Here is an 18228-nt window from a genome sequence, read left to right as displayed (position 1 = left end):
CCATTTCAAGTCAACCAGGCCAATTGGTCCGGGACTTGCATGCTTCACGGAGAATGGCGAGGGGAGGGAAGGTCATGCTCCTGTTATCGGCACTCTGGGAACTCCTCGCGTTCTGTGCGGGGTTGACGGTGCAGGCCAAGCTGGGTGCGGTGGGTGTCATGCTGCTGTTCACGGTGGCCGTGGGCGTGCGGGCCCGGCACGACGTGCTCGCCGTCGGGGCGGCCGTCGTGCTCGTGTTGCTGCTGCTCAGAGCTGTCTGACCACGTTCAGCAACGGCTCCAGCGAGTCCACCACCGTCGTGGCGCCCGCCCCCCGGAGCAGCTTCTCCTTGCGCTCGTTGCGCGCGTAACCGAGGAAGGGCACACCGGCCTCACGGGCGGCCAGGAAGTCGGAGGGGGTGTCGCCGATCATCAGGGCGGTGCCGGGCGCCGAGCCCATGGCGGTCAGTGCCCGGTTCAGACAGTGCGGGTCGGGCTTGAGATGGCGCAGTTCCTGGGTGCGGCCGTAGATGTGCGGCGCGAAGCAGGAGGAGAGCCCACGGCCCTCCAGGTACACCGTCGCGACCTGCGGTGAGTTGTTCGTCGTGATGGCCAGCCGCATCCTCAGCGCCACCAGCGTGCGGATCAGGGGGTCGGCCCATGCCGTGGGCATCGCCGTGGACGTGGCCTTCAGCTCCTCCTGGGTGAGGCGTTCCTCCAGCTCCGTGACCAGGTCGCTGCCCGGGTGGCGGCGGTCCACCGCGCGCAGCACGACGTGCGGGTCCAGTGACCTCTGTTCGGACTCCGTCAACAGGCCGTGCAGGCCCCGCCCTTCGAGCCACTCCACGAGACCGTCGGCCACCCCTTCCGCCGAGTGACCGGCGAAGAGCCGGCAGATCGGCCCGTCGAAGTCCCACAGGACGACCCTCGCACGGGTGATCAACTCCCTCAGTTCCGCGGTCCCGTCGTCCGTCTCGTTCCCGGTGTCGGCTGTCACCTGTTCAGTCTGCGTCGCATCAGAGGTCACTAGGAGAGTGTCAGGTCCGTGGTGATGGTTTCCCAGAGGGCGTCGAACCACTTCTGGGATTCCTCCACGAACGCGGCGTCGCGCTGACCGGCGGCCTTCTCGAAGGAGAAGAGGAGGGACTCGGTGCCGAGCACGTCGTACATGTCGAGGGTTCCGGTGTCGGTGGCCTCCTCCCGGCGCGTGACCATGTAGTACGCCATCAGCGCCTCCTGGCCGTTGAGGAGGTACAGCTTCACCGGCGGGGTGAACGGCAGCGCGCGGAACGTGATGCTGACGTCGATGCCGTGCGAGCGCAGGGTCTGGAGGTTGTGGCGCAGGACGTGGCCCTGCGCGTTGCGCATCGCCAGCCAGCGCTGGTGGACCGGGTCGCCGTCGTCGGCGCCCGCGCCGCGCCCCTCGACCTGGACCGGGAAGGCGAGGCTGATGTCCCGGGACGGCAGGAGGATGCGGACGTCGATCCTGCGGGGCCGGACACTGCCCGCGTGGATCAGCCGCAGGGGTTCCCCGAGGGCCGGGATGAGGCTCTCGGCCGTGAGACAGGCGGCGTCTATGCGTACATGCGGGGCGGCGAAGGCCGCGGTCAGCCGCGGAGCGAGGCCCACCATGGTGGGCTGGGGCTCTCCTCGGCCCGGCGCCGGCGGCTCCGCGATGCGCGGCGGGCTGCCCTTGCTCACGTTGGTGAGCAGCCCATCGTCCTGGAGTGCCCGCAGGGCCTGGCGCACGGCGCCGCGCTCCACGCCGAACTCGTCCGCGAGCTCGGCCTGGGTCGGAAGCCGGTCGCCGGCCCTGAGATCCCCGACGCGGATGCGTTCGCGCAGGACATCGGCGATGTCACGGGGTGAGAACCTGCTGCTGCCGTTCACTGCCACGTTCTCCTGGGTCACGACCAAACGCTACAACTTACATCCATCTGGCGGGAGTTGTTTGAAAGTTGTTTAGCAGTTGCTACCAAGTGGGGACAACATAGTCATAGTTGGCAACCAACTTGAGTGAGTTGGCGGAAGGTTTGCCTCCCACTCCAGTCTCCGAAGGGGGGAACCACCATGCCGGTCCTCGTCCTCCTCTGCGCCGCCTTCGTCGTCGGCGTCGAGCAGACCATCCAGTGGAAGTACGGCACCGCCGGCGCCCTCGGCCTGCTCCTGCTCAGCGTCGGCATCAAGGCGAAGAGCCCGCTCATCAGCTCCGCCGGCGCCGTGATCCTCGCCCTCCTCGCCACCGGGCCCGCCGTCAGCTCGTGAGCACCAGCTCCGAACTGATCGTCCCCCACAGTGCGTCGAACCACAGGCGGGACTGTTCCACGAACGTCGTGTCACGCGGTCCGGCGCCCTGTTCGAAGGCGAACAGCACCGACCGCGTGCCCTCGGCGTCGTACATCTCCAGTTGCTCCTGGTCGATCGTCTGCTCACCCTTCTTGACCGTGTAGTAGGCGAACAGCGCTTCCGTCCCGTTGAGGAGATACAGCTTGACGGGCGGGGTGAAGGGCAGCGCGCGGAAGGTGACGCGCACATCGATGCCGTGCGTGGAGCGCAGGGTGAGCAGGTTGTGCCGCAGCACCTGGCCCTGGGCGTTGCGGTGGGCCAGCCAACGCCTCTGCAACCGCCCGGTCTCCGACACGTCCACCGGCGTCGGGAACGCGAGGTCGATGTTCCGGGACGGCAACAGGACACGGACGTCGATCTTGGCCGGTTTCAGCTGCCCCGCGTGGATCTTCTGGAGGGGTTCGCCGATCGCGGCCGTCAGCGAGACCGCGGTCAGGCACAGGGCGTCGACCTCGACGTGTTCGGCCGCGAAGGCCTCGGTGATCCGGGGCGGAAGTGCCACCATCGAGGGCTGTGGCGCCACAGCGGGGCCTGTCGCGAAGCCGGCCGCGCCGGGCTGGGCGGCGACCGTCGCCGGGCTTCCCTTGGAGACGTTGGTGAGCAGCTGCTCCGACTGAAGAATGCGCAGCGCCTGCCGTACGGCACCCCGTTCGACGCCGAACTCGTCGGCCAGCTTGGCCTGCGTGGGCATGCGCTGACCCGGCCGCAGCACTCCGGTCCTGATCCGGGTGCGCAGCTCGTCGGCCACCTCGCGGTGTGACCGCTGCGGCCGCTCCGCCCTCCTCCGCCCATTGACGGAGGCATGTTCCGGCTCCACGTCCGCACACTACAACTTCTCGCCATCTTTGGGCAGTTCAAAGATAGATGGTTATAGGACGCTTCCAAGCGGACATAGTTACAGTGAAGTTGGCAGCCAACTTCAACAACATGGTCAAACTTTCAGACGGTTGGCCGGTCGGGCTCCCTTCCGGAGGGGAGCCGGGAGCCCGAGCAGTCGGCACCGACGTACAGCCACAACTGAACATCGCCGCACAGCCACAACTTCACAACGGTCGCACAGCCACAACTGAACAGCTACGGATACCCGCACAGACAGACGAGTACGAGCACAGGAAGCCACGCAGGTAGCGGCAGGTACCAGGTACACGGCGGCTACGCAGGTCGTCAGAGAGGAGAGGTCAGAACATGTCCGGGCACCAAGGCCGCCCGGACGTGCGCAGCAGGGCGTCGGCCCCCCGGGCGGCGCCCTCTCGTTCTTCCCGGAGCCGGCCCAGCGCCGCCAGCCGCCCCGCGGACCGGTCACCCAGCCACAGCGTCGCCAGGTCGGCCACGTCCAGGGTGAGGTCGGCGCTGCGGGTGGTCGGCGTACAGGAGGCGCCGTCGGGGGTCGCGTCCAGCAGGAAGCGGCCTCCGGCCAGGCCCGCCCCGTCGACGACCTCCAGGACCAACGCGCCCGACACGTCGTACGTCCGTGCCTCCAGGGCCCGTACGACGTCCAGGATCCGCACCCACAGCCAGTCCGCCTGCGTGGTGATGCTCGCCGCACGCGGATCCGGCAGATACAGGGGCAGCAGGTCGTCCGGCGAACGCCAGTCCGTCTTCACCCGGGCGATCCAGTCGATGGAACACAGGTAGTGCCACAGGGCACGCTCCGCGGCCGGGGTCACCGCGCTCAGCCAGTTCACCTTCGCCGTGTTCAGCGGCTGCTTGGCGTCGCTCCACTCTTCGTCCGCCCGGTAGGAGGCCATGCCCTCGACCACGCCGTCCGCCGAGCGGTAGACCACGAAGAAGGGTTCGGTCCACTCATCGCCGTACAGCCACAGCAGCCCGGTGCGCGCCGCCCACCAGTACTCGTCCCGGCTGATCGCACCGGGCTGGGCACGACGCAGCCGCTCGTGCAGCCCGGGACCGAGCCGGCGGATCTCCTCGCCGTCGGCGAAGTCGATACGGCCGCCGTCCTGTGGGACCGGCCGGCGCGGGTCGAGGCCGGCGCGCGGCACATCGATCGACCACTCGGTCATCGTGGTGGCCGGCCCGAAGCCGTACCGGCCGTAGATCCGGTACTCGGCCGCTATGAGGGTGGCCACGACGTCCCCGCGTTCCTTCGCCGCCGTCAGGTCGTCGGCCATCAGGCGGGTGAGGAGTCCGCGGCGGCGGTGCGTGGGCGCGACGGTAACGTTGGAGATGGCGTCGGCGGGGACGGCGGCGCCACCGACCGCCGTGAGCTCCTGGTCGAACGAACGGAAGGTCGCCACGCACCGGCCCGCGTCGAAGGCGCCGGAGAGGCGGGAGCCCGCGAACGCCTTGCGGCGGTCGGCGAGCATCCGGTCGGGGACCGTGGGCGGACGCAGAAAGCCCGTGTTCAGGGCACGTGTCCAGTCGGGCAGCTCGGCATCGGTGATCGCGCGGACGTCGACGGGGTGCTGGGTGGCGAGACGGGTCATGGGTTCACCGTAGGCAGGGGCGGGCGGATGGTGCGGGGAATTTTTTCCCGCCTCGGCCGCCCCTGCTCCGCCCGCACGGCATCGGACGGATCATCGGCGTCACACCAGGAGGTCCTCCACCTGCGCCTCGCCCTCGCGGTACCGCCTGGTGATCTCCGCACCCGACTCGTCGGCCGTCCGCTGGAGGTGCTGGCGGCGGCTCGAGACCTGCTGTTCGTAGCCGACCAGGCGGGCCATCGCCTCGTGGAGCTCGGGATCGGTGCGGGCGCCGAGGTCGGAGAGTTCGACGTCGGCGAGCATGTCGGCGGCCAGGATCCGGGACTCCTCGCCGTGCGGGGTGCCCAGGGTGACGTGGCGGGCCGAGGAGCGGTACCGGGCCGGCGCGTCGGTGAGGATCTCCGACAGCCGCTCCACCACGGAGGCCGCACCCGTCGGGGAGCGTCGGGCCAGCTCCGCGCGCAGGATGTCGATACGGCCCTGGAGCAGCCGTCGTACGTAGCTGAGGTCGGCCTCGTCGCGCTGGGCGTCCCGGCGCAGGGTGCGCAGTTCGGGCAGGCTCAGCCCGGTCAGGTCGTGCTCGGGTGGTTCCGTGGGCAGCACGGGGCTGTCGCTGCGCTGTGGTGGCGGCCGATGTGTCGCGGGCCGCCCGGTACTCGGTGTGCTCATGTCCTTCTACCGTCCCCTCGACCGGCGTGTGGGAAGCATCGTGCCACTCCGAGTGGCCGCTCGGTTACCGAGTCCCCCCGAACGGCCCCAGATAACGGGTGAAGGAGCAGAATTGGGTCCCTCGCGGGTCCGCGCCGGACACCGGGCATCATGGTCCGCATGCGAGCGGTGGTGCAGAGGGTGGACGGCGCGAGCGTCGTCGTGGACGGCGAGACGGTCGGGGAGATCAGCGGCGAAGGACTGTGCGTCCTGGTCGGCGTCACCCACGAGGACACGAAGGAGAAGGCGGCCCAACTGGCCCGCAAGCTCTGGTCGGTGCGCATGCTGCACGACGAGAGGTCGTGCAGCGACGTCGACGCCCCGCTACTGGTGATCAGTCAGTTCACGCTGTACGGGGACGCCCGCAAGGGCCGCCGCCCCACCTGGAACGCGGCCGCCCCCGGCGATGTCGCCGAGCCGCTCGTCGAGGAGGTCGTCGCCCGGCTGCGTGCCCTGGGCGCGACGGTGGCCACGGGCCGGTTCGGCGCGCAGATGCGCGTGTCGCTGACGAACGACGGCCCGTTCACCGTCCTGATCGAGATCTGAGAACCCCGGGTTCTACGGTTCCACGACCACTTCCTGGGCGGCCGCCGTCGTCCCCGCCAGCAGCGGCGCGTCCACCGGGACGTTCCGCTTCACCAGGGCCAGCGCCACCGGTCCGAGTTCGTGGTGGCGGGCGGAGGTGGTGATGAATCCGATCTTCCGCCCGTCGGGGGCGTCGTCGGCGACGCGCAGCTCGGTGCCCGCGGCCGGGAGGTGGACCTCGCTGCCGTCGAGGTGGAGGAAGACGAGGCGGCGGGGCGGCTTGCCGAGGTTCTGCACGCGGGCCACCGTCTCCTGACCGCGGTAGCAGCCCTTCTGGAGGTGCACGGCGGTGCCGATCCAGCCGAGCTCGTGCGGAATGGTCCGGTGATCGGTCTCGAAGCCGAGCCGCGGCCGGTGGTGCTCGACGCGGAGGGCCTCGTGGGCGAGGATCCCCGCCGGCGGGCCCGCCTTCTCCGCGTACGCCTCCAGGTCGGCGCGGGGCAGGAAGAGATCGCGTCCGTACGCCGTCTCCCGGACGACCACACCCGGCGGCACGGGTGCGATGGAACCGGCCGGGAGGTGCACGACGGCGAGGTCCGCGGTGCGGTCGGCGACCTCGACCCGGTAGAAGAACTTCATCGACTCCAGGTAGGCCATCAGAGCCTCCTGGGTGCCGGGCTCGACGTGCGCCCAGACCGTCAGACCGTCGTCGACCAGGTAGAGCGCGTGCTCGACGTGGCCGTTCGCGGAGAGGATCAGCGCCTCGGCGGCCTCGCCGACGGGGAGGTCGGTGACGTGCTGGGTGAGGAGAAGGTGCAGCCAGCTCAGCCGGTCCTCGCCGGAGACGGCGATGACTCCGCGGTGCGAGAGGTCGACGAATCCGGTGCCGTCGGCGAGGGCGCGCTGCTCGCGGAACAGGTCGCCGTAGTGACCGGCGACGCCTTCGTCCACGCCCTCGGCGGGGACGGCGCCGGGCAGGGACAGCAAGGGACTCTTCATGGGCCCAAGCCTACGACTTGGCAGGTGAACCCTTGAGCGTGCAGTCCTCACAGCGGCCGAAGATCGCGAAGTGCTTCATGTCGGTGTCGAAGCCGAAGGTCTCGCGCAGCTTGTCCCTGAACTCCGCGGCCACCTTCACGTCCGCCTCGATGACGTTGCCGCAGTCCCGGCAGACGAGGTGGATGTGGTGGTGCCGGTCCGCCAGGTGGTACGTCGGCGCCCCGTGCCCCAGGTGCGCGTGGCTGACCAGCTCGAGCTCCTCCAGGAGCTCCAGGGTCCGGTACACGGTGGAGATGTTGACCCCCGACGCCGTTTTCCTCACTTCCACGAGGATGTCGTCGGGGGTCGCGTGCTCCAGTGTGTCCACGGCTTCGAGGACAAGCTGGCGCTGCGGCGTCAGCCGGTAGCCGCGCTGCCGCAGGTCGCTCTTCCAGTCGGTGCTCTCAGTGCTCACCACACCGAAGAGTCTAGAACTACTTGAAGAAGGCGATCCCGTCGTCCGGCATGTCGTCGGGCAGGGCCTTGGCCCAGCGCTCGACCTCCTCCGGGGTGACGACCTTCTTCAGGTGCGCCGACATGTAGGGGCGCAGCTCGACCTCGGGGGTCTGCTTCTCGCCGACCCACATGAGGTCGCTCTTGACGTAGCCGTACAGACGCTTGCCGCCGGTGTAGGCACCGGAGGCGGCCGTGCGGGCAACCGCGTCGGTGACGAGGTCGATCTGCGGCTTCTTGTCGGCGAGCTCGCCGTACCAGATCTCGACCACGCCCTCGTCGCGGACCATGGTCACCTCGACCTTGCGGTCGGCGTCGATGCGCCAGAAGCCGGACTCCGACTCCAGGGGCCGGACCTTGTTGCCCTCACCGTCCAGGACCCAGGTGTGGGAGTGGTACTCCAGGAAGTCGCGGCCGTCGTGGCCGAAGGTGACCTCCTGCCCGAAGTTGCACTTCTGCGAACCGGGGAAGTCGTGCACGCCCGCGCCCGCCCAGGTGCCCAGCAGGAAGGCGAGGGGGACGAGGTCCTTGTGGAGGTCGGACGGAATCTCGATCATGAGTGACAGTTCCTGGACGTGGTCGGTCAGCGCTGGCCCTGGTACAGCTTCTTCACGGTCAGACCGGCGAAGGCGAGGACGCCGACGCAGACCAGGACCAGCAGGGCTTCGAAGAAGATCTCCACGGGGTGCTCCTCGGATGAGCGTGCTTCAAGGTACGTAACACAGGGCCGGGATCCAGCTTACGCGGCCGGGAAGCCGCCCTCCTTGTGAGGTACGCCCTCACGGGGCCGGCCCGGCGGCTCGGCTCCTCGGCGGCGGGGAGCGCGCCGATCCGTCCCGCGTTCCACTGGGACCCTCCATGATCGACACCATCGATCGTGGAGGCGTTGACTACGCTTCAGTCATGGCGAAGAAGCTCGTGATCAAGGTGACGGCGGGGGCCGATGCCCCCGAGCGGTGCTCTCAGGCGTTCACGGTCGCGGCTGTCGCCGTGGCCAGCGGGGTCGAGGTCTCCCTGTGGCTGACCGGCGAGTCCGCCTGGTTCGCGCTGCCGGGCCGGGCGGCCGAGTTCGAGCTTCCGCACGCGGCCCCGCTGCCCGGCCTGCTCGACTCGATCCTGGCCGGCGGCCGCCTCACCCTGTGCACCCAGTGCGCGGCCCGCCGGGACATCACGGAGAAGGACGTCATCGAGGGCGTGCGGATCGCGGGGGCGCAGGTGTTCGTGCAGGAGGCGCTGGCCGACGGCACGCAGGCCCTCGTCTACTAGGAGCGCCCCGGGTGTGTCCGGGGTGTGTCCGGGGCGCTAGGGGCGGCGCTTCTTGCCGTCCAGCTCGTCCCACCACTCGTCGGACTTCGGGTCGCCGGAGGGGTCGTCCCACCAGCGGTCCTCGGGGCCGCGCCGGTTGGCGACCATCGCGGCGAGCGGCGGGATGACCATGGCCACCACACACATCCCGACGGCCACGGGGACCGACCAGATCCGCACGACTCCCCAGGCCAGGACGAACAGCGCGATGCAGGTCCCCATCATCGCGAAGTAGGCGTGCCGACGGCGGGCGTACATAGGTCCAGAGTAGAACCGGCGCGGCGGATCGGGGCGGCCCGGAGCGGCCCGGAGCGTGTGGAAGGGCCGTGCCGCGGGTGTTCGACCCGGGCACGGCCCTTGCGTCGTCGGAGCCCGAGCCGGGGCTCAGACCGCGATCGCGACCTCCGCGAGGCCGCCCTGCTGGGCGACGACCGTGCGGTCGGCGGTGGCGCCGGGGACGAGGGCGCGAACGGTCCAGGTGCCCTCGGCCGCGTAGAAGCGGAACTGTCCGGTGGCGGAGGTCGGGACCTCCGCGGTGAACTCGCCGGTCGAGTCCAGCAGACGGACGTAGCCCGTCACCGGCTCGCCGTCCCGGGTCACCTGACCCTGGATCGTGGTCTCACCGGGCTTGATCGTCGAGGCGTCGGGGCCGCCGGCCTTCGCTCCACACATGTGCTTCTCCAGAGGTCGTTCAGGTCGGTCTTGGAAGGGTTACTTGTTGGCGCCGAGCTCGATCGGGACGCCGACCAGGGAGCCGTACTCGGTCCAGGAGCCGTCGTAGTTCTTGACGTTCTCCACGCCCAGCAGCTCGTGCAGCACGAACCAGGTCAGGGCCGAGCGCTCACCGATGCGGCAGTACGCGATGGTGTCCTTGGCCAGGTCGACCTGCTCGTCGGCGTAGAGCTCCTTGAGCGCCTCGTCCGACTTGAAGGTGCCGTCGTCGTTGGCGTTCTTCGACCACGGGATGTTGCGCGCCGACGGGACGTGGCCCGGGCGCTGCGACTGCTCCTGCGGCAGGTGCGCGGGAGCGAGCAGCTTGCCGCTGAACTCGTCGGGCGAGCGGACGTCGACCAGGTTCTGCGAACCGATGGCCGCCACCACGTCGTCGCGGAAGGCGCGGATCGACTTGTTCTGCGGCTTGGCCTGGTAGGAGGTCTCGGGGCGCTCGGGCACCTCTTCGACCAGCTCGCGGGCGTCCAGCTCCCACTTCTTGCGGCCACCGTCGAGAAGCTTGACGTTGTCGTGGCCGTACAGCTTGAAGTACCAGTAGGCGTAGGACGCGAACCAGTTGTTGTTGCCGCCGTAGAGGATCACCAGCGTGTCGTTGGCGATGCCCTTGGCCGACAGGAGCTTCTCGAAGCCCTCCTGGTCGACGAAGTCACGGCGGACCGGGTCCTGGAGGTCCTTCGTCCAGTCGATCCGGATCGCGTTGCGGATGTGGTTCTTCTCGTACGCGGACGTGTCCTCGTCGACCTCGACGATGGCGATGTCGGCGTTGTCGAGGTTGGCCTCGACCCAGTCGGCGTCGACCAGGACGTCACTGCGGCTCATGCTCGTTCTCCTCCGGGGCAGGTGCGGCGGGGGTGTGCAAAGAAGAGGGGTGCGCGGCCGGGTCTCGCCGGCGGCCGGCGCACGGATGCCCTCGGACGAGGGCGCCGGGAGGCGCGGAAGGCCGGCGGCGCTTCCGCTCAGAAAGTGCGACAGAGCATGGCGGCGACGCGGCACAGGTCTACTGCCCGCCGCTTCGTGAGATCCGCCTGTCGCTGCATCATGTCCACGATCGTAGGGACGGACAGGCGGGCATGTCACCAGCATGCCGAATGGTGAGACGCGATCGTCCGCATACTGGAACGCAAGAAGCGCCCGGGCCGCCGTGGCACGGCTTCCGGGCGCTTGTGTCCGTCGTCACCTCTGCGGATCGCACGACCCTGTCTCACCTGGCGGACGCTCACCGTCCACCGGAGGTGGATCAGGGTCCATACAGGTCGATCGGGGCCGGCCGGTCCAGTGGTCAGCCTTACCCGGCCAGCTTGACGTTCGAACCCTTCACCGTGATGTCCACACCGTTCCTGCCCGCCTGGACCTTGTCGAGCTGGATCCCGCCGGGCAGGTCGTCGATCTTCTGCTGGAAGTCGGTGATCGAGCGCACCTCGCTCTCGGCGGCCCGGACCCCGCCGAAGCTGGGCAGCGAGTCGGCGTGCACCCGGACGGTGTCACCGTCGACGGTGACCGTGCTGAGGACGTACACGGGCTGCGGCAGCTTGGTGCCGAGCACCGTGGCCTCGACGGCGACCTTCACCTTGCCGTTGCCGCCGTCGGAGAGACCGACCACGTTGGCGGTGACGCCCCGCATCACCTGCGTCGGCTCGGACTTCGCCGTCTTCAGCAGCTCGGCGTAGGTGATGGACGCGGTGCCGGTGGCGCTGGAGGCGGTGGCGGAGCTGTAGTCGCCGGAGAACTCGACGCCCTTCATGTCCGCCTGGAGGTCGTCGATACGGATCGTCCGGCCGCTGGTGCCGGTGGCCGCCTCGTAGTCCTTGATGCCGATCTCGACGTCGTCCAGGGAGCCGCCGACGACCTGGGTGAGGAACGGGAAGCCCTTGATGGACACGTCCGGGGTGGCGGCCAGACCCTCGCGGGACTTCAGCTTGTCGGCGACCTCACCCTCCGCGAAGTTCACGGCGAGGCGGTCCGCGAGCACGAACAGGCCGCCCAGGACCACGACGACGACCAGCAGTATTCGAAGCGCACGCATGCGGTAGTTCCCCCACCCGGATGGCCTGAACGGTTCACGGTGAACGGTTCTCGTTGACGACGGTTCAAGGTAACCCCGCACGGAAGGGCCGCCGCCGGATTGTCGATCACCTGTGACAGACCCTCACCGCTCTTGCTCCCCTCATACCTGCACTCGTCCCAGCCCTATGCCAGAACCCGGCCGAGCACGTAGACCGCCGGGGCCGCCGCGGCCAGCGGCAGGGCCACGCCCGCCGTCAAGTGGACGAAGCGGGACGGGTAGTCGTAGCTCGCCACCCGGTGGCCGACGAGCGCGCAGACCGCCGCGCCGGCGCCGAGCAGCGCGCCCTTGGCGCCCAGGCCGGTCATCCCGCCGACCGCGATGCCCGCGCCCGCCGCGGCGAGCAGGGACACCACGACGGAGGCCGGCGTGGGCAGCGGCAGCGCCCGGGCCAGCACGGCCACCGCCACCGCGGCCGCGCCGACCGTCACCGCGTCCGGCTCGGCACCGAGGTGTCCGGTGGCGAGCACGGCCAGGGCCGAGGCCGCGACGGTCGCCATCAGGCCGTACATGCGCTCGTCGGGGTCGGCGTGCGAGCGCAGCTGGAGCACCAGGCAGAGCAGGACCCAGACGCCGAGGGTGCCGAAGATCGCGGCGGGCGCGTTCTCCCTGCCCGCCGCGAGGAGCGCCGCGTCGGACACCAGCGCGCCCAGGAAGGCGAGCGCGATGCCCTGGCGGGCCGGCCACATGCCGTTCAGCCGGAACCACCCCGCCGCGGTGACGGCCTGGAGCGCGACGAGCGGGACGAGCAGGGCGTACGAGCCGACGGCCGCCGCGCCGGACAGGAGCAGACCGAGCAGCGCGGTGAGCGCGGCGGGCTGCATCCCCGGCTCGATGATCGGCGAACGCCCCTCCAGCCGCGCCCGCTGGGCGTCGGTGACACGGGCGTTGCCGGCGAGGGTCACGGGGCCGTAGGTCATGCCGGTGCTCCCGGTGCCGGTGTCGGGGGCCGCAACGGGGGCCGCCGCGGACGCGTCGTCGCCGGACGGAGGGGACGCCACGGCCCCGGAGGACGTATGGGGCGCCTGCTGGGGCGCCGGGTTCTGCCAGCCCCCGGCCTGGGCATGGCCCTGCGCCGGGTGCTGCCAGTTCCCCGCGTGGGCGTGGTTCTCCGCGTGGGCGTGGTTCTGGGGCTGGACGTGACGTCCCGCGTGGCCGTGGTTCTCCGGCGGCAGGGCCGCGCCCGTCGCCCGGCTGTCGTACGCCGGGGCGTCGCCGTACGCGGAGGTGTCGCCGTACGCAGAGGCGTCGCCGTACCCCGGTTGCTGGTGGCCGTACGCCGACTGCGGGTCGCCGTAGGCCGGCTGGGGGTCGCCGTAGGCCGGCGTCTCGCCCGTCTGCGGGGACAGGTAGCCGTTCCGGGCCGGATCCGCCGGGGTGACCGGCGGCTGGACGCTCGTCTCCCAGGTCTGACCCTGCCACTGCTGCGTGTGCTGGAGGTGGGCCTGCGGGTCCTCGTACCCCTGCTGCCCCTGCTGCCCCTGCTGCTGCCCGGGCCATCCCTGCGGGGCGTACGGGTCGTAGCCCTCGAAACCCTGGTCGCCCTCGAAACCCTGGTCGCCCTGGTTGCCCTGGTTGCCCTGGTGGTCGTACGGCTGGTCGGTCATCTCACCCTCCTGCGAACGGCGGGAGCACCTCGACCGTGCCGCCGTCGGCCAGCCGTACCGTCTCATGTTCGCGGGTGCCCACGGGGTCACCGTCGACGAGGAACGAGCATCGCTGCAGGACACGCACGAGTTCGCCGGGGTGTCGCGCACGCGCGGCGTCGAGCGCCTCCGCGAGCGTGCCCGCGTCGTGCGGCTCCTCGGCGACCCCGGCCGCGGCCTTGGCGGCCGCCCAGTAGCGCACCGTGACCTTGGGCATCAGGATCAGGTTCCTTCGTCGGTCGGCTGTGTACACGGTCAGGCTAGCCCGCCCGCGCGACCGCCCAGTCCCCGATGCGGGCGAGCAGGCCGTCGTGGGCCGCGTGCTCGGCGTGGCCCATGCCGTGCTCCACCCAGAGTTCGCCGTGTCCCGCGGCGGCCTCGGCGAGCGCCCGGGGATGGTCCAGGGGGAAGTAGCCGTCCCGGTCGCCGTGCACGATCAGCAACGGGACGGGCGCGATCCTCGGGACAGCCTCGACCGGGGACAGCGGAACCGGGTCCCAGTCCCGGCGGTGGATACGGGTGCGGAAGCCGTAGCGGCCGACCAGGCGGCCCTCGGGACGGGTGACCATCCAGTGCAGCCGGCGCATCGGAGCCGTGCCGCGGTAGTACCAGCGGGCGGGGGCGCTCACGGAGACCACGGCGTCCACCGTCCCCTCGTAGAGCGCCGCGTGCCGCAGGACCACCGAGCCGCCCATGGAGAAGCCGACGGTCACCACGCGCGCGTGCCCGAGCGACCGCGCCCACTCCACCGCGGCGGCCAGGTCGAGCACCTCGCGGTCGCCGACCGTGGAGTGCCCGCCGGAGCGGCCGTGCCCCCGGAAGGAGAAGGTGACGACGGCGCCGTACCGGGCGAGGGCGGACGCCACCCGCCGCACGTGCGGCCGGTCCACGTCGCCGGTGAACCCGTGTGCGACGACGAACACGGGGTGAAGGGCGGATGACCCGGAGGCGTCGTATACAACCGCACCCGGTTCGTATACGGAATCGACGGAAATCCCGTCGGCGGTGGGCAGAAACGTCCGCAATGGTGCGCGCGTGCCCGTCTCGGAATTCGGACGAACGGTGGAACGTGCCACATGACCTGCCGGACCGCTGCTCATGTGGGCTATTCTGCTGGACAGAGGACTCGGGCAGCGTAGCCCCCGGGTCCTTTTGTGCTTTCGGAAGCGTTGTATACGAAATGGGAACCGGGTGGGAAACACCAGGTGACCTCAGGTGTACGGCCCCCCGGGATCGCAGAGCAGTGCCGCAAAAGCCGCAGTGCCGCAATGTCCTCGCAGGGACCGAGGAGGAACCAGACGTATGAGTTCTCTGCTGCTCCTGACCAACGCTCTCCAGCCGTCGACGGAGGTCCTTCCGGCCCTCGGCCTGCTGCTGCACAACGTCCGCGTGGCTCCGGCCGAAGGCCCCGCCCTCGTCGACACCCCGGGCGCCGACGTCATCCTGATCGACGGCCGCCGCGATCTGCCCCAGGTGCGCAGTCTCTGCCAGCTGCTGCGCTCCACCGGCCCCGGCTGTCCGCTCGTCCTCGTCGTCACCGAGGGCGGCCTCGCCGCCGTCACCGCCGACTGGGGCATCGACGACGTACTCCTGGACACCGCGGGACCGGCCGAGGTCGAGGCCCGGCTGCGGCTGGCCATGGGCCGCCAGCAGATCGTCAACGACGACTCCCCGATGGAGATCCGCAACGGCGACCTCTCGGTCGACGAGGCGACCTACAGCGCGAAGCTGAAGGGACGGGTCCTGGACCTCACCTTCAAGGAGTTCGAGCTGCTGAAGTACCTGGCCCAGCACCCGGGCCGGGTCTTCACCCGTGCACAGCTGCTCCAGGAGGTCTGGGGCTACGACTACTTCGGCGGCACCCGCACCGTCGACGTGCACGTACGGCGTCTGCGCGCCAAGCTCGGCCCCGAGCACGAGTCGCTGATCGGAACCGTCCGCAACGTCGGTTACCGATTCGTTACCCCTGAGAAGGGGGAGCGCGCGAGTGACGACGCGAAGGCCAAGGCGGACCGTTCGGAGCGAGCAAACGCGGAGGATACGGACAACGCGCACCCCCTGGACGCCGAAGAGGTCCCGACGGAGGCGTAGTACCCGCCGGTAAGCCCGGTACCCGCTCGGGAGAGGCGTGCTCCGCGCCCGGGGAAGCACCAGTACGCCCTGCCCAGAGCGGGTCCATCCGCGTAGACTCCGCGCGTGGCCAAGGTGACTCGGGATGATGTGGCGCGACTGGCGGGAACTTCGACCGCCGTCGTCAGTTATGTCATCAACAACGGACCCCGGCCGGTCGCCCCGGCCACGCGCGAGCGTGTTCTCGCCGCCATCAAGGAGCTGGGGTACCGGCCCGACCGGGTCGCCCAGGCGATGGCGTCCCGACGCACCGACCTCATAGGCCTGATCATCCCGGACGCCCGCCAGCCCTTCTTCGGCGAGATGGCGCACGCGGTCGAGCAGGCCGCCTCCGAGCGCGGCAAGATGGTGCTGGTCGGCAACACCGACTACGTCGCCGAGCGCGAGGTCCACTATCTGCGCGCGTTCCTCGGGATGCGCGTCTCGGGCCTCATCCTCGTCAGCCACGCGCTGAACGACCTGGCCGCCGCGGAGATCGACGCCTGGGACGCCCGGGTGGTCCTGCTGCACGAACGCCCCGAGGCCATCGACGACGTCGCCGTCGTCACCGACGACCTGGGTGGCGCCCAGCTCGCCGTACGCCACCTCCTCGAGCACGGCCACGCGTACGTGGCCTGCGTCGGCGGCACCGCGGACACCCCCTCCGTCGGCGACCCGGTCTCCGACCACGTCGAGGGCTGGCGGCGCGCGATGGACGAGGCCGGCGTCAGCACGGAGGGCCGCCTCTTCGAGGCGCCGTACAACCGCTACGACGCCTACCGGGTCTCCCTGGAACTGCTGGCGGGCCCGGACCGCCCGCCGGCCGTGTTCTGCTCCACCGACGACCAGGCGATCGGTCTGCTGCGGGCGGCGCGCGAGCTGCGCATCGACGTGCCCGGCGAGCTGGCGGTCATCGGCTTCGACGACATCAAGGAAGCGGCCCTCGCCGACCCGCCGATGACAACGATCGCATCGGATCGCTCGGCGATGGCCCGGGCGGCGGTCGACCTCGTCCTGGACGACGGTCTGCGGGTCGCGGGGTCACGGCGCGAGCGGCTGAAGGTGTTCCCGTCGCGGATGGTGGTACGGCGGTCCTGCGGCTGCGAGTAGCCGTTCGGCAGCCGCGTCGGGCTTCGTCGGCCGTATCAGCGGTATCGGCGGTATCAGCCGTATCGGCTGATCACAGGCGGGGGCGAGCCGTTCACGGGCGGTCCGCGGATCCTGGACGAGCCTTCATGAGACGCGTCTGAGAGGCGCCCCCCGACGGCGGGGTCGCTCTTTATATCGGGCATACGAGGTTCTGCCGGGCTTCTCAGGGAGCACTCAGGGAGCTCTCATGGTCGGGCGCGAAGCTTCTTCCATGACCGAGAGCATCCGCCGCAGCGGCGAGTACGAGAACTTCGAGAACCCGTACCAGGCCCCGTACGAGGGCGCCCAGCAGCACGCTTCCTCCTCCTCTGCGGGCTCCTCCCCGGTGAACCCGGAGTGGCCGCCCCCGCCGACGTACGAGCCGGTCGCGCAGCCCGTCCCGCAGCAGCCCGCGTACCGGCAGCCGGTCGTCCAGCCCACCGCGGTGTGGCAGACCGGGGCGGCCGGCGGCGCCGGCAACGGACACGGCGGCGGACACGGCGGCGGAACCGCTCTCCCCGGCTCCGTGGCCTCCGAGCCCGCGCCGGCCGCCGGGAGGAAGCGCGCCCGTGGCCCGTTCGCCCTGCTCGCCGCCGTGGCGATCGTCGCTGCCGCGATAGGCGGCGGTACGGCCTACGGCATCCAGGAGCTGACCGGCAAGGACGAGGTGGTCTCCACGTCCACCACCACGAGCGTGGTGCCCTCCAGCAAGACGGGCGACGTGGCCACCATCGCGGCAGCCGTCAGCCCGAGCGTCGTCGAGGTCAGCGCCACACTCAGCAACGGCACGTCCACCGGCTCCGGCGTGATCATCACCAGCGACGGCGAGATCGTCACCAACAACCACGTCATCTCCGGCGCGAACTCGATCAAGGTGACGACGAGCGACGGCAAGTCGTACACCGCCAAGGTCGTCGGCACGGACAGCAAGAAGGACCTCGCGCTCATCAAGCTGGAGAACGCGTCCGGCCTGAAGCCGGCGGCCCTCGGCAACTCCGACGGCGTCAAGGTCGGCGACACGGTCGTGGCGATCGGCTCCCCCGAGGGCCTGACCGGCACCGTCACCAGTGGCATCGTCTCCGCACTGAGCCGCGACGTCACCGTCTCGACCGACGAGGGCCAGAGCCAGAGCCAGGGCGGCCGGGGCGGCGACGGCAACTGGCCCTTCCAGTTCGGCGGCCAGCAGTTCAACGGCGACACGGGTACGTCCACGACGACCTACAAGGCGCTCCAGACCGATGCCTCCCTCAACCCCGGCAACTCCGGCGGCGCGCTGATCGACGCCGGCGGCAACATCATCGGCATCAACTCCGCGATGTACTCCGCCGCGGCGGACTCGTCCTCCTCCGACGCCGGCAGCGTCGGCCTCGGCTTCGCCATCCCGATCAACACCGTCAAGGCCGACCTCGCCACGCTGCGGGCCGGCGGCTCCGACAGCTGACCACCACCACCGAGCCAGGGAGTACGTCATGATCAAGCAGGTTTCGCACACGGTCACCGGTCTCGGTGCGGCCGACCTCGGCCTGGCCCTCGACGTGGCGTACGAGCTGCACCCGCCGGTCGCACCGGTCCGGGCGCCCGAGGTGGCGGCCCCGCAGCTGATGGGCCTGCGCACCACGGCGGCCCGCCCGCACCAGCGCAAGGTCCCGCTGAACAGGCTCGCGGCGATGCGCGGCTGATCCGCACGGGGCAGATCTCCACGCGGCCGATCCCGCCCAGACCCGCCCCGACCCGCCCTTCACGCGCACACCGGGAAC

At 70.4% G+C, this 18228-nt stretch carries 24 protein-coding genes; 8 read left to right on the top strand and 16 right to left on the bottom strand.

What is annotated here, in order from left to right; genetic code table 11:
• The first annotated feature begins 74 nt into the window (after positions 1 to 74).
• Entirely contained in the window at positions 75 to 260 is a 186-nt protein-coding gene (locus tag OHS71_RS22430) for a hypothetical protein (protein WP_328481149.1), read from the top strand.
• On the opposite strand, the gene OHS71_RS22425 is transcribed toward OHS71_RS22430, so the two are convergent.
• Positions 247 to 975, bottom strand: coding sequence for an HAD family hydrolase (locus OHS71_RS22425; protein ID WP_328481148.1), 729 nt, complete (start codon positions 973 to 975; stop codon positions 247 to 249). The genes OHS71_RS22430 and OHS71_RS22425 overlap by 14 nt on opposite strands.
• A gap of 29 nt (positions 976 to 1004) precedes the next feature.
• Complete coding sequence (locus tag OHS71_RS22420; protein ID WP_328481147.1) at positions 1005 to 1895, bottom strand: winged helix-turn-helix domain-containing protein; 891 nt, start codon at positions 1893 to 1895, stop codon at positions 1005 to 1007.
• Positions 1896 to 2048: 153 nt separating this feature from the next.
• Here OHS71_RS22420 and OHS71_RS22415 point away from each other — a divergent pair, with 153 nt between their 5' ends.
• Positions 2049 to 2243, top strand: a complete 195-nt coding sequence (locus OHS71_RS22415; protein WP_328481146.1) for a hypothetical protein — start codon at positions 2049 to 2051, stop codon at positions 2241 to 2243.
• Here OHS71_RS22415 and OHS71_RS22410 read toward each other — a convergent pair.
• The 3 genes from OHS71_RS22410 to OHS71_RS22400 all read right to left on the bottom strand — a co-directional run bounded on the left by OHS71_RS22410 (position 2233) and on the right by OHS71_RS22400 (position 5434).
• On the bottom strand, positions 2233 to 3141 hold the full coding sequence (locus tag OHS71_RS22410) for a winged helix-turn-helix domain-containing protein (RefSeq protein ID WP_328481145.1): 909 nt from the start codon (positions 3139 to 3141) through the stop codon (positions 2233 to 2235). The two genes, OHS71_RS22415 and OHS71_RS22410, sit on opposite strands and share 11 nt — an antisense overlap.
• Before the next feature lie 361 nt (positions 3142 to 3502).
• A complete protein-coding gene (locus tag OHS71_RS22405; RefSeq protein ID WP_328481144.1) occupies positions 3503 to 4768 on the bottom strand; it encodes a GNAT family N-acetyltransferase in 1266 nt (421 codons plus the stop codon).
• 99 nt (positions 4769 to 4867) lie between these two features.
• Positions 4868 to 5434 (bottom strand): RsiG family protein, encoded by a 567-nt coding sequence (locus OHS71_RS22400; protein ID WP_328481143.1) that lies wholly within the window; start codon positions 5432 to 5434, stop codon positions 4868 to 4870.
• 159 nt (positions 5435 to 5593) lie between these two features.
• Between OHS71_RS22400 and dtd the strand changes: the two genes are divergently transcribed.
• Complete coding sequence (gene dtd, locus OHS71_RS22395; RefSeq protein ID WP_328481142.1) at positions 5594 to 6019, top strand: D-aminoacyl-tRNA deacylase; 426 nt, start codon at positions 5594 to 5596, stop codon at positions 6017 to 6019.
• A 12-nt stretch (positions 6020 to 6031) separates the two neighbouring features.
• On the opposite strand, the gene ygfZ is transcribed toward dtd, so the two are convergent.
• The 3 genes from ygfZ to OHS71_RS22380 are packed head-to-tail and all read right to left on the bottom strand — an operon-like array spanning position 6032 to position 8046.
• The gene (gene ygfZ / locus OHS71_RS22390; RefSeq protein WP_328481141.1) at positions 6032 to 6997 is read right to left on the bottom strand and encodes a CAF17-like 4Fe-4S cluster assembly/insertion protein YgfZ; all 966 of its coding nucleotides are present in this window, start codon (positions 6995 to 6997) and stop codon (positions 6032 to 6034) included.
• Between the two features lie 10 nt (positions 6998 to 7007).
• Positions 7008 to 7454 carry a Fur family transcriptional regulator gene (locus OHS71_RS22385; RefSeq protein WP_328481140.1) on the bottom strand — a complete coding sequence of 149 codons (447 nt, stop codon included), beginning with the start codon at positions 7452 to 7454 and terminating at the stop codon, positions 7008 to 7010.
• Positions 7455 to 7470: 16 nt separating this feature from the next.
• Positions 7471 to 8046 carry an FABP family protein gene (locus OHS71_RS22380; protein WP_328481139.1) on the bottom strand — a complete coding sequence of 192 codons (576 nt, stop codon included), beginning with the start codon at positions 8044 to 8046 and terminating at the stop codon, positions 7471 to 7473.
• A gap of 346 nt (positions 8047 to 8392) precedes the next feature.
• Here OHS71_RS22380 and OHS71_RS22375 point away from each other — a divergent pair, with 346 nt between their 5' ends.
• Entirely contained in the window at positions 8393 to 8755 is a 363-nt protein-coding gene (locus OHS71_RS22375) for a DsrE family protein (RefSeq protein ID WP_328481138.1), read from the top strand.
• A gap of 36 nt (positions 8756 to 8791) precedes the next feature.
• On the opposite strand, the gene OHS71_RS22370 is transcribed toward OHS71_RS22375, so the two are convergent.
• The 8 genes from OHS71_RS22370 to OHS71_RS22340 form a co-directional block, all read right to left on the bottom strand.
• On the bottom strand, positions 8792 to 9052 hold the full coding sequence (locus OHS71_RS22370; RefSeq protein WP_328481137.1) for a DUF3099 domain-containing protein: 261 nt from the start codon (positions 9050 to 9052) through the stop codon (positions 8792 to 8794).
• A gap of 126 nt (positions 9053 to 9178) precedes the next feature.
• Complete coding sequence (locus OHS71_RS22365) at positions 9179 to 9466, bottom strand: DUF1416 domain-containing protein (RefSeq protein ID WP_010351646.1); 288 nt, start codon at positions 9464 to 9466, stop codon at positions 9179 to 9181.
• 39 nt (positions 9467 to 9505) lie between these two features.
• Complete coding sequence (locus OHS71_RS22360) at positions 9506 to 10345, bottom strand: sulfurtransferase (protein WP_328481136.1); 840 nt, start codon at positions 10343 to 10345, stop codon at positions 9506 to 9508.
• A gap of 137 nt (positions 10346 to 10482) precedes the next feature.
• Positions 10483 to 10563 (bottom strand): putative leader peptide, encoded by an 81-nt coding sequence (locus OHS71_RS41370; protein WP_351007875.1) that lies wholly within the window; start codon positions 10561 to 10563, stop codon positions 10483 to 10485.
• A gap of 248 nt (positions 10564 to 10811) precedes the next feature.
• Complete coding sequence (locus OHS71_RS22355) at positions 10812 to 11549, bottom strand: LmeA family phospholipid-binding protein (protein WP_328481135.1); 738 nt, start codon at positions 11547 to 11549, stop codon at positions 10812 to 10814.
• Between the two features lie 164 nt (positions 11550 to 11713).
• Positions 11714 to 13195 carry a hypothetical protein gene (locus tag OHS71_RS22350; protein WP_328481134.1) on the bottom strand — a complete coding sequence of 494 codons (1482 nt, stop codon included), beginning with the start codon at positions 13193 to 13195 and terminating at the stop codon, positions 11714 to 11716.
• A 1-nt stretch (position 13196) separates the two neighbouring features.
• The gene (locus OHS71_RS22345; protein ID WP_328481133.1) at positions 13197 to 13451 is read right to left on the bottom strand and encodes a MoaD/ThiS family protein; all 255 of its coding nucleotides are present in this window, start codon (positions 13449 to 13451) and stop codon (positions 13197 to 13199) included.
• Between the two features lie 43 nt (positions 13452 to 13494).
• Positions 13495 to 14334 (bottom strand): alpha/beta hydrolase, encoded by an 840-nt coding sequence (locus tag OHS71_RS22340; RefSeq protein ID WP_328481132.1) that lies wholly within the window; start codon positions 14332 to 14334, stop codon positions 13495 to 13497.
• Between the two features lie 202 nt (positions 14335 to 14536).
• Between OHS71_RS22340 and OHS71_RS22335 the strand changes: the two genes are divergently transcribed.
• The 4 genes from OHS71_RS22335 (at position 14537) to OHS71_RS22320 (ending at position 18150) form a co-directional block, all read left to right on the top strand.
• Entirely contained in the window at positions 14537 to 15325 is a 789-nt protein-coding gene (locus OHS71_RS22335) for a winged helix-turn-helix transcriptional regulator (RefSeq protein WP_328481131.1), read from the top strand.
• A gap of 105 nt (positions 15326 to 15430) precedes the next feature.
• A complete protein-coding gene (locus tag OHS71_RS22330; protein WP_328481130.1) occupies positions 15431 to 16453 on the top strand; it encodes a LacI family DNA-binding transcriptional regulator in 1023 nt (340 codons plus the stop codon).
• A gap of 250 nt (positions 16454 to 16703) precedes the next feature.
• Complete coding sequence (locus tag OHS71_RS22325) at positions 16704 to 17912, top strand: S1C family serine protease (RefSeq protein ID WP_328481129.1); 1209 nt, start codon at positions 16704 to 16706, stop codon at positions 17910 to 17912.
• A gap of 28 nt (positions 17913 to 17940) precedes the next feature.
• Positions 17941 to 18150: a hypothetical protein gene (locus tag OHS71_RS22320; RefSeq protein ID WP_328481128.1), complete on the top strand. Its 210-nt coding sequence runs from the start codon at positions 17941 to 17943 to the stop codon at positions 18148 to 18150.
• Positions 18151 to 18228: the final 78 nt, after the last annotated feature.

It is taken from the genome of Streptomyces sp. NBC_00377, from assembly GCF_036075115.1.
In the GTDB taxonomy this organism is placed as follows: domain Bacteria; phylum Actinomycetota; class Actinomycetes; order Streptomycetales; family Streptomycetaceae; genus Streptomyces.
The sequence above is the reverse complement of the archived record's forward strand: the minus strand, read 5'-3'. Positions and strand labels throughout refer to the sequence as shown.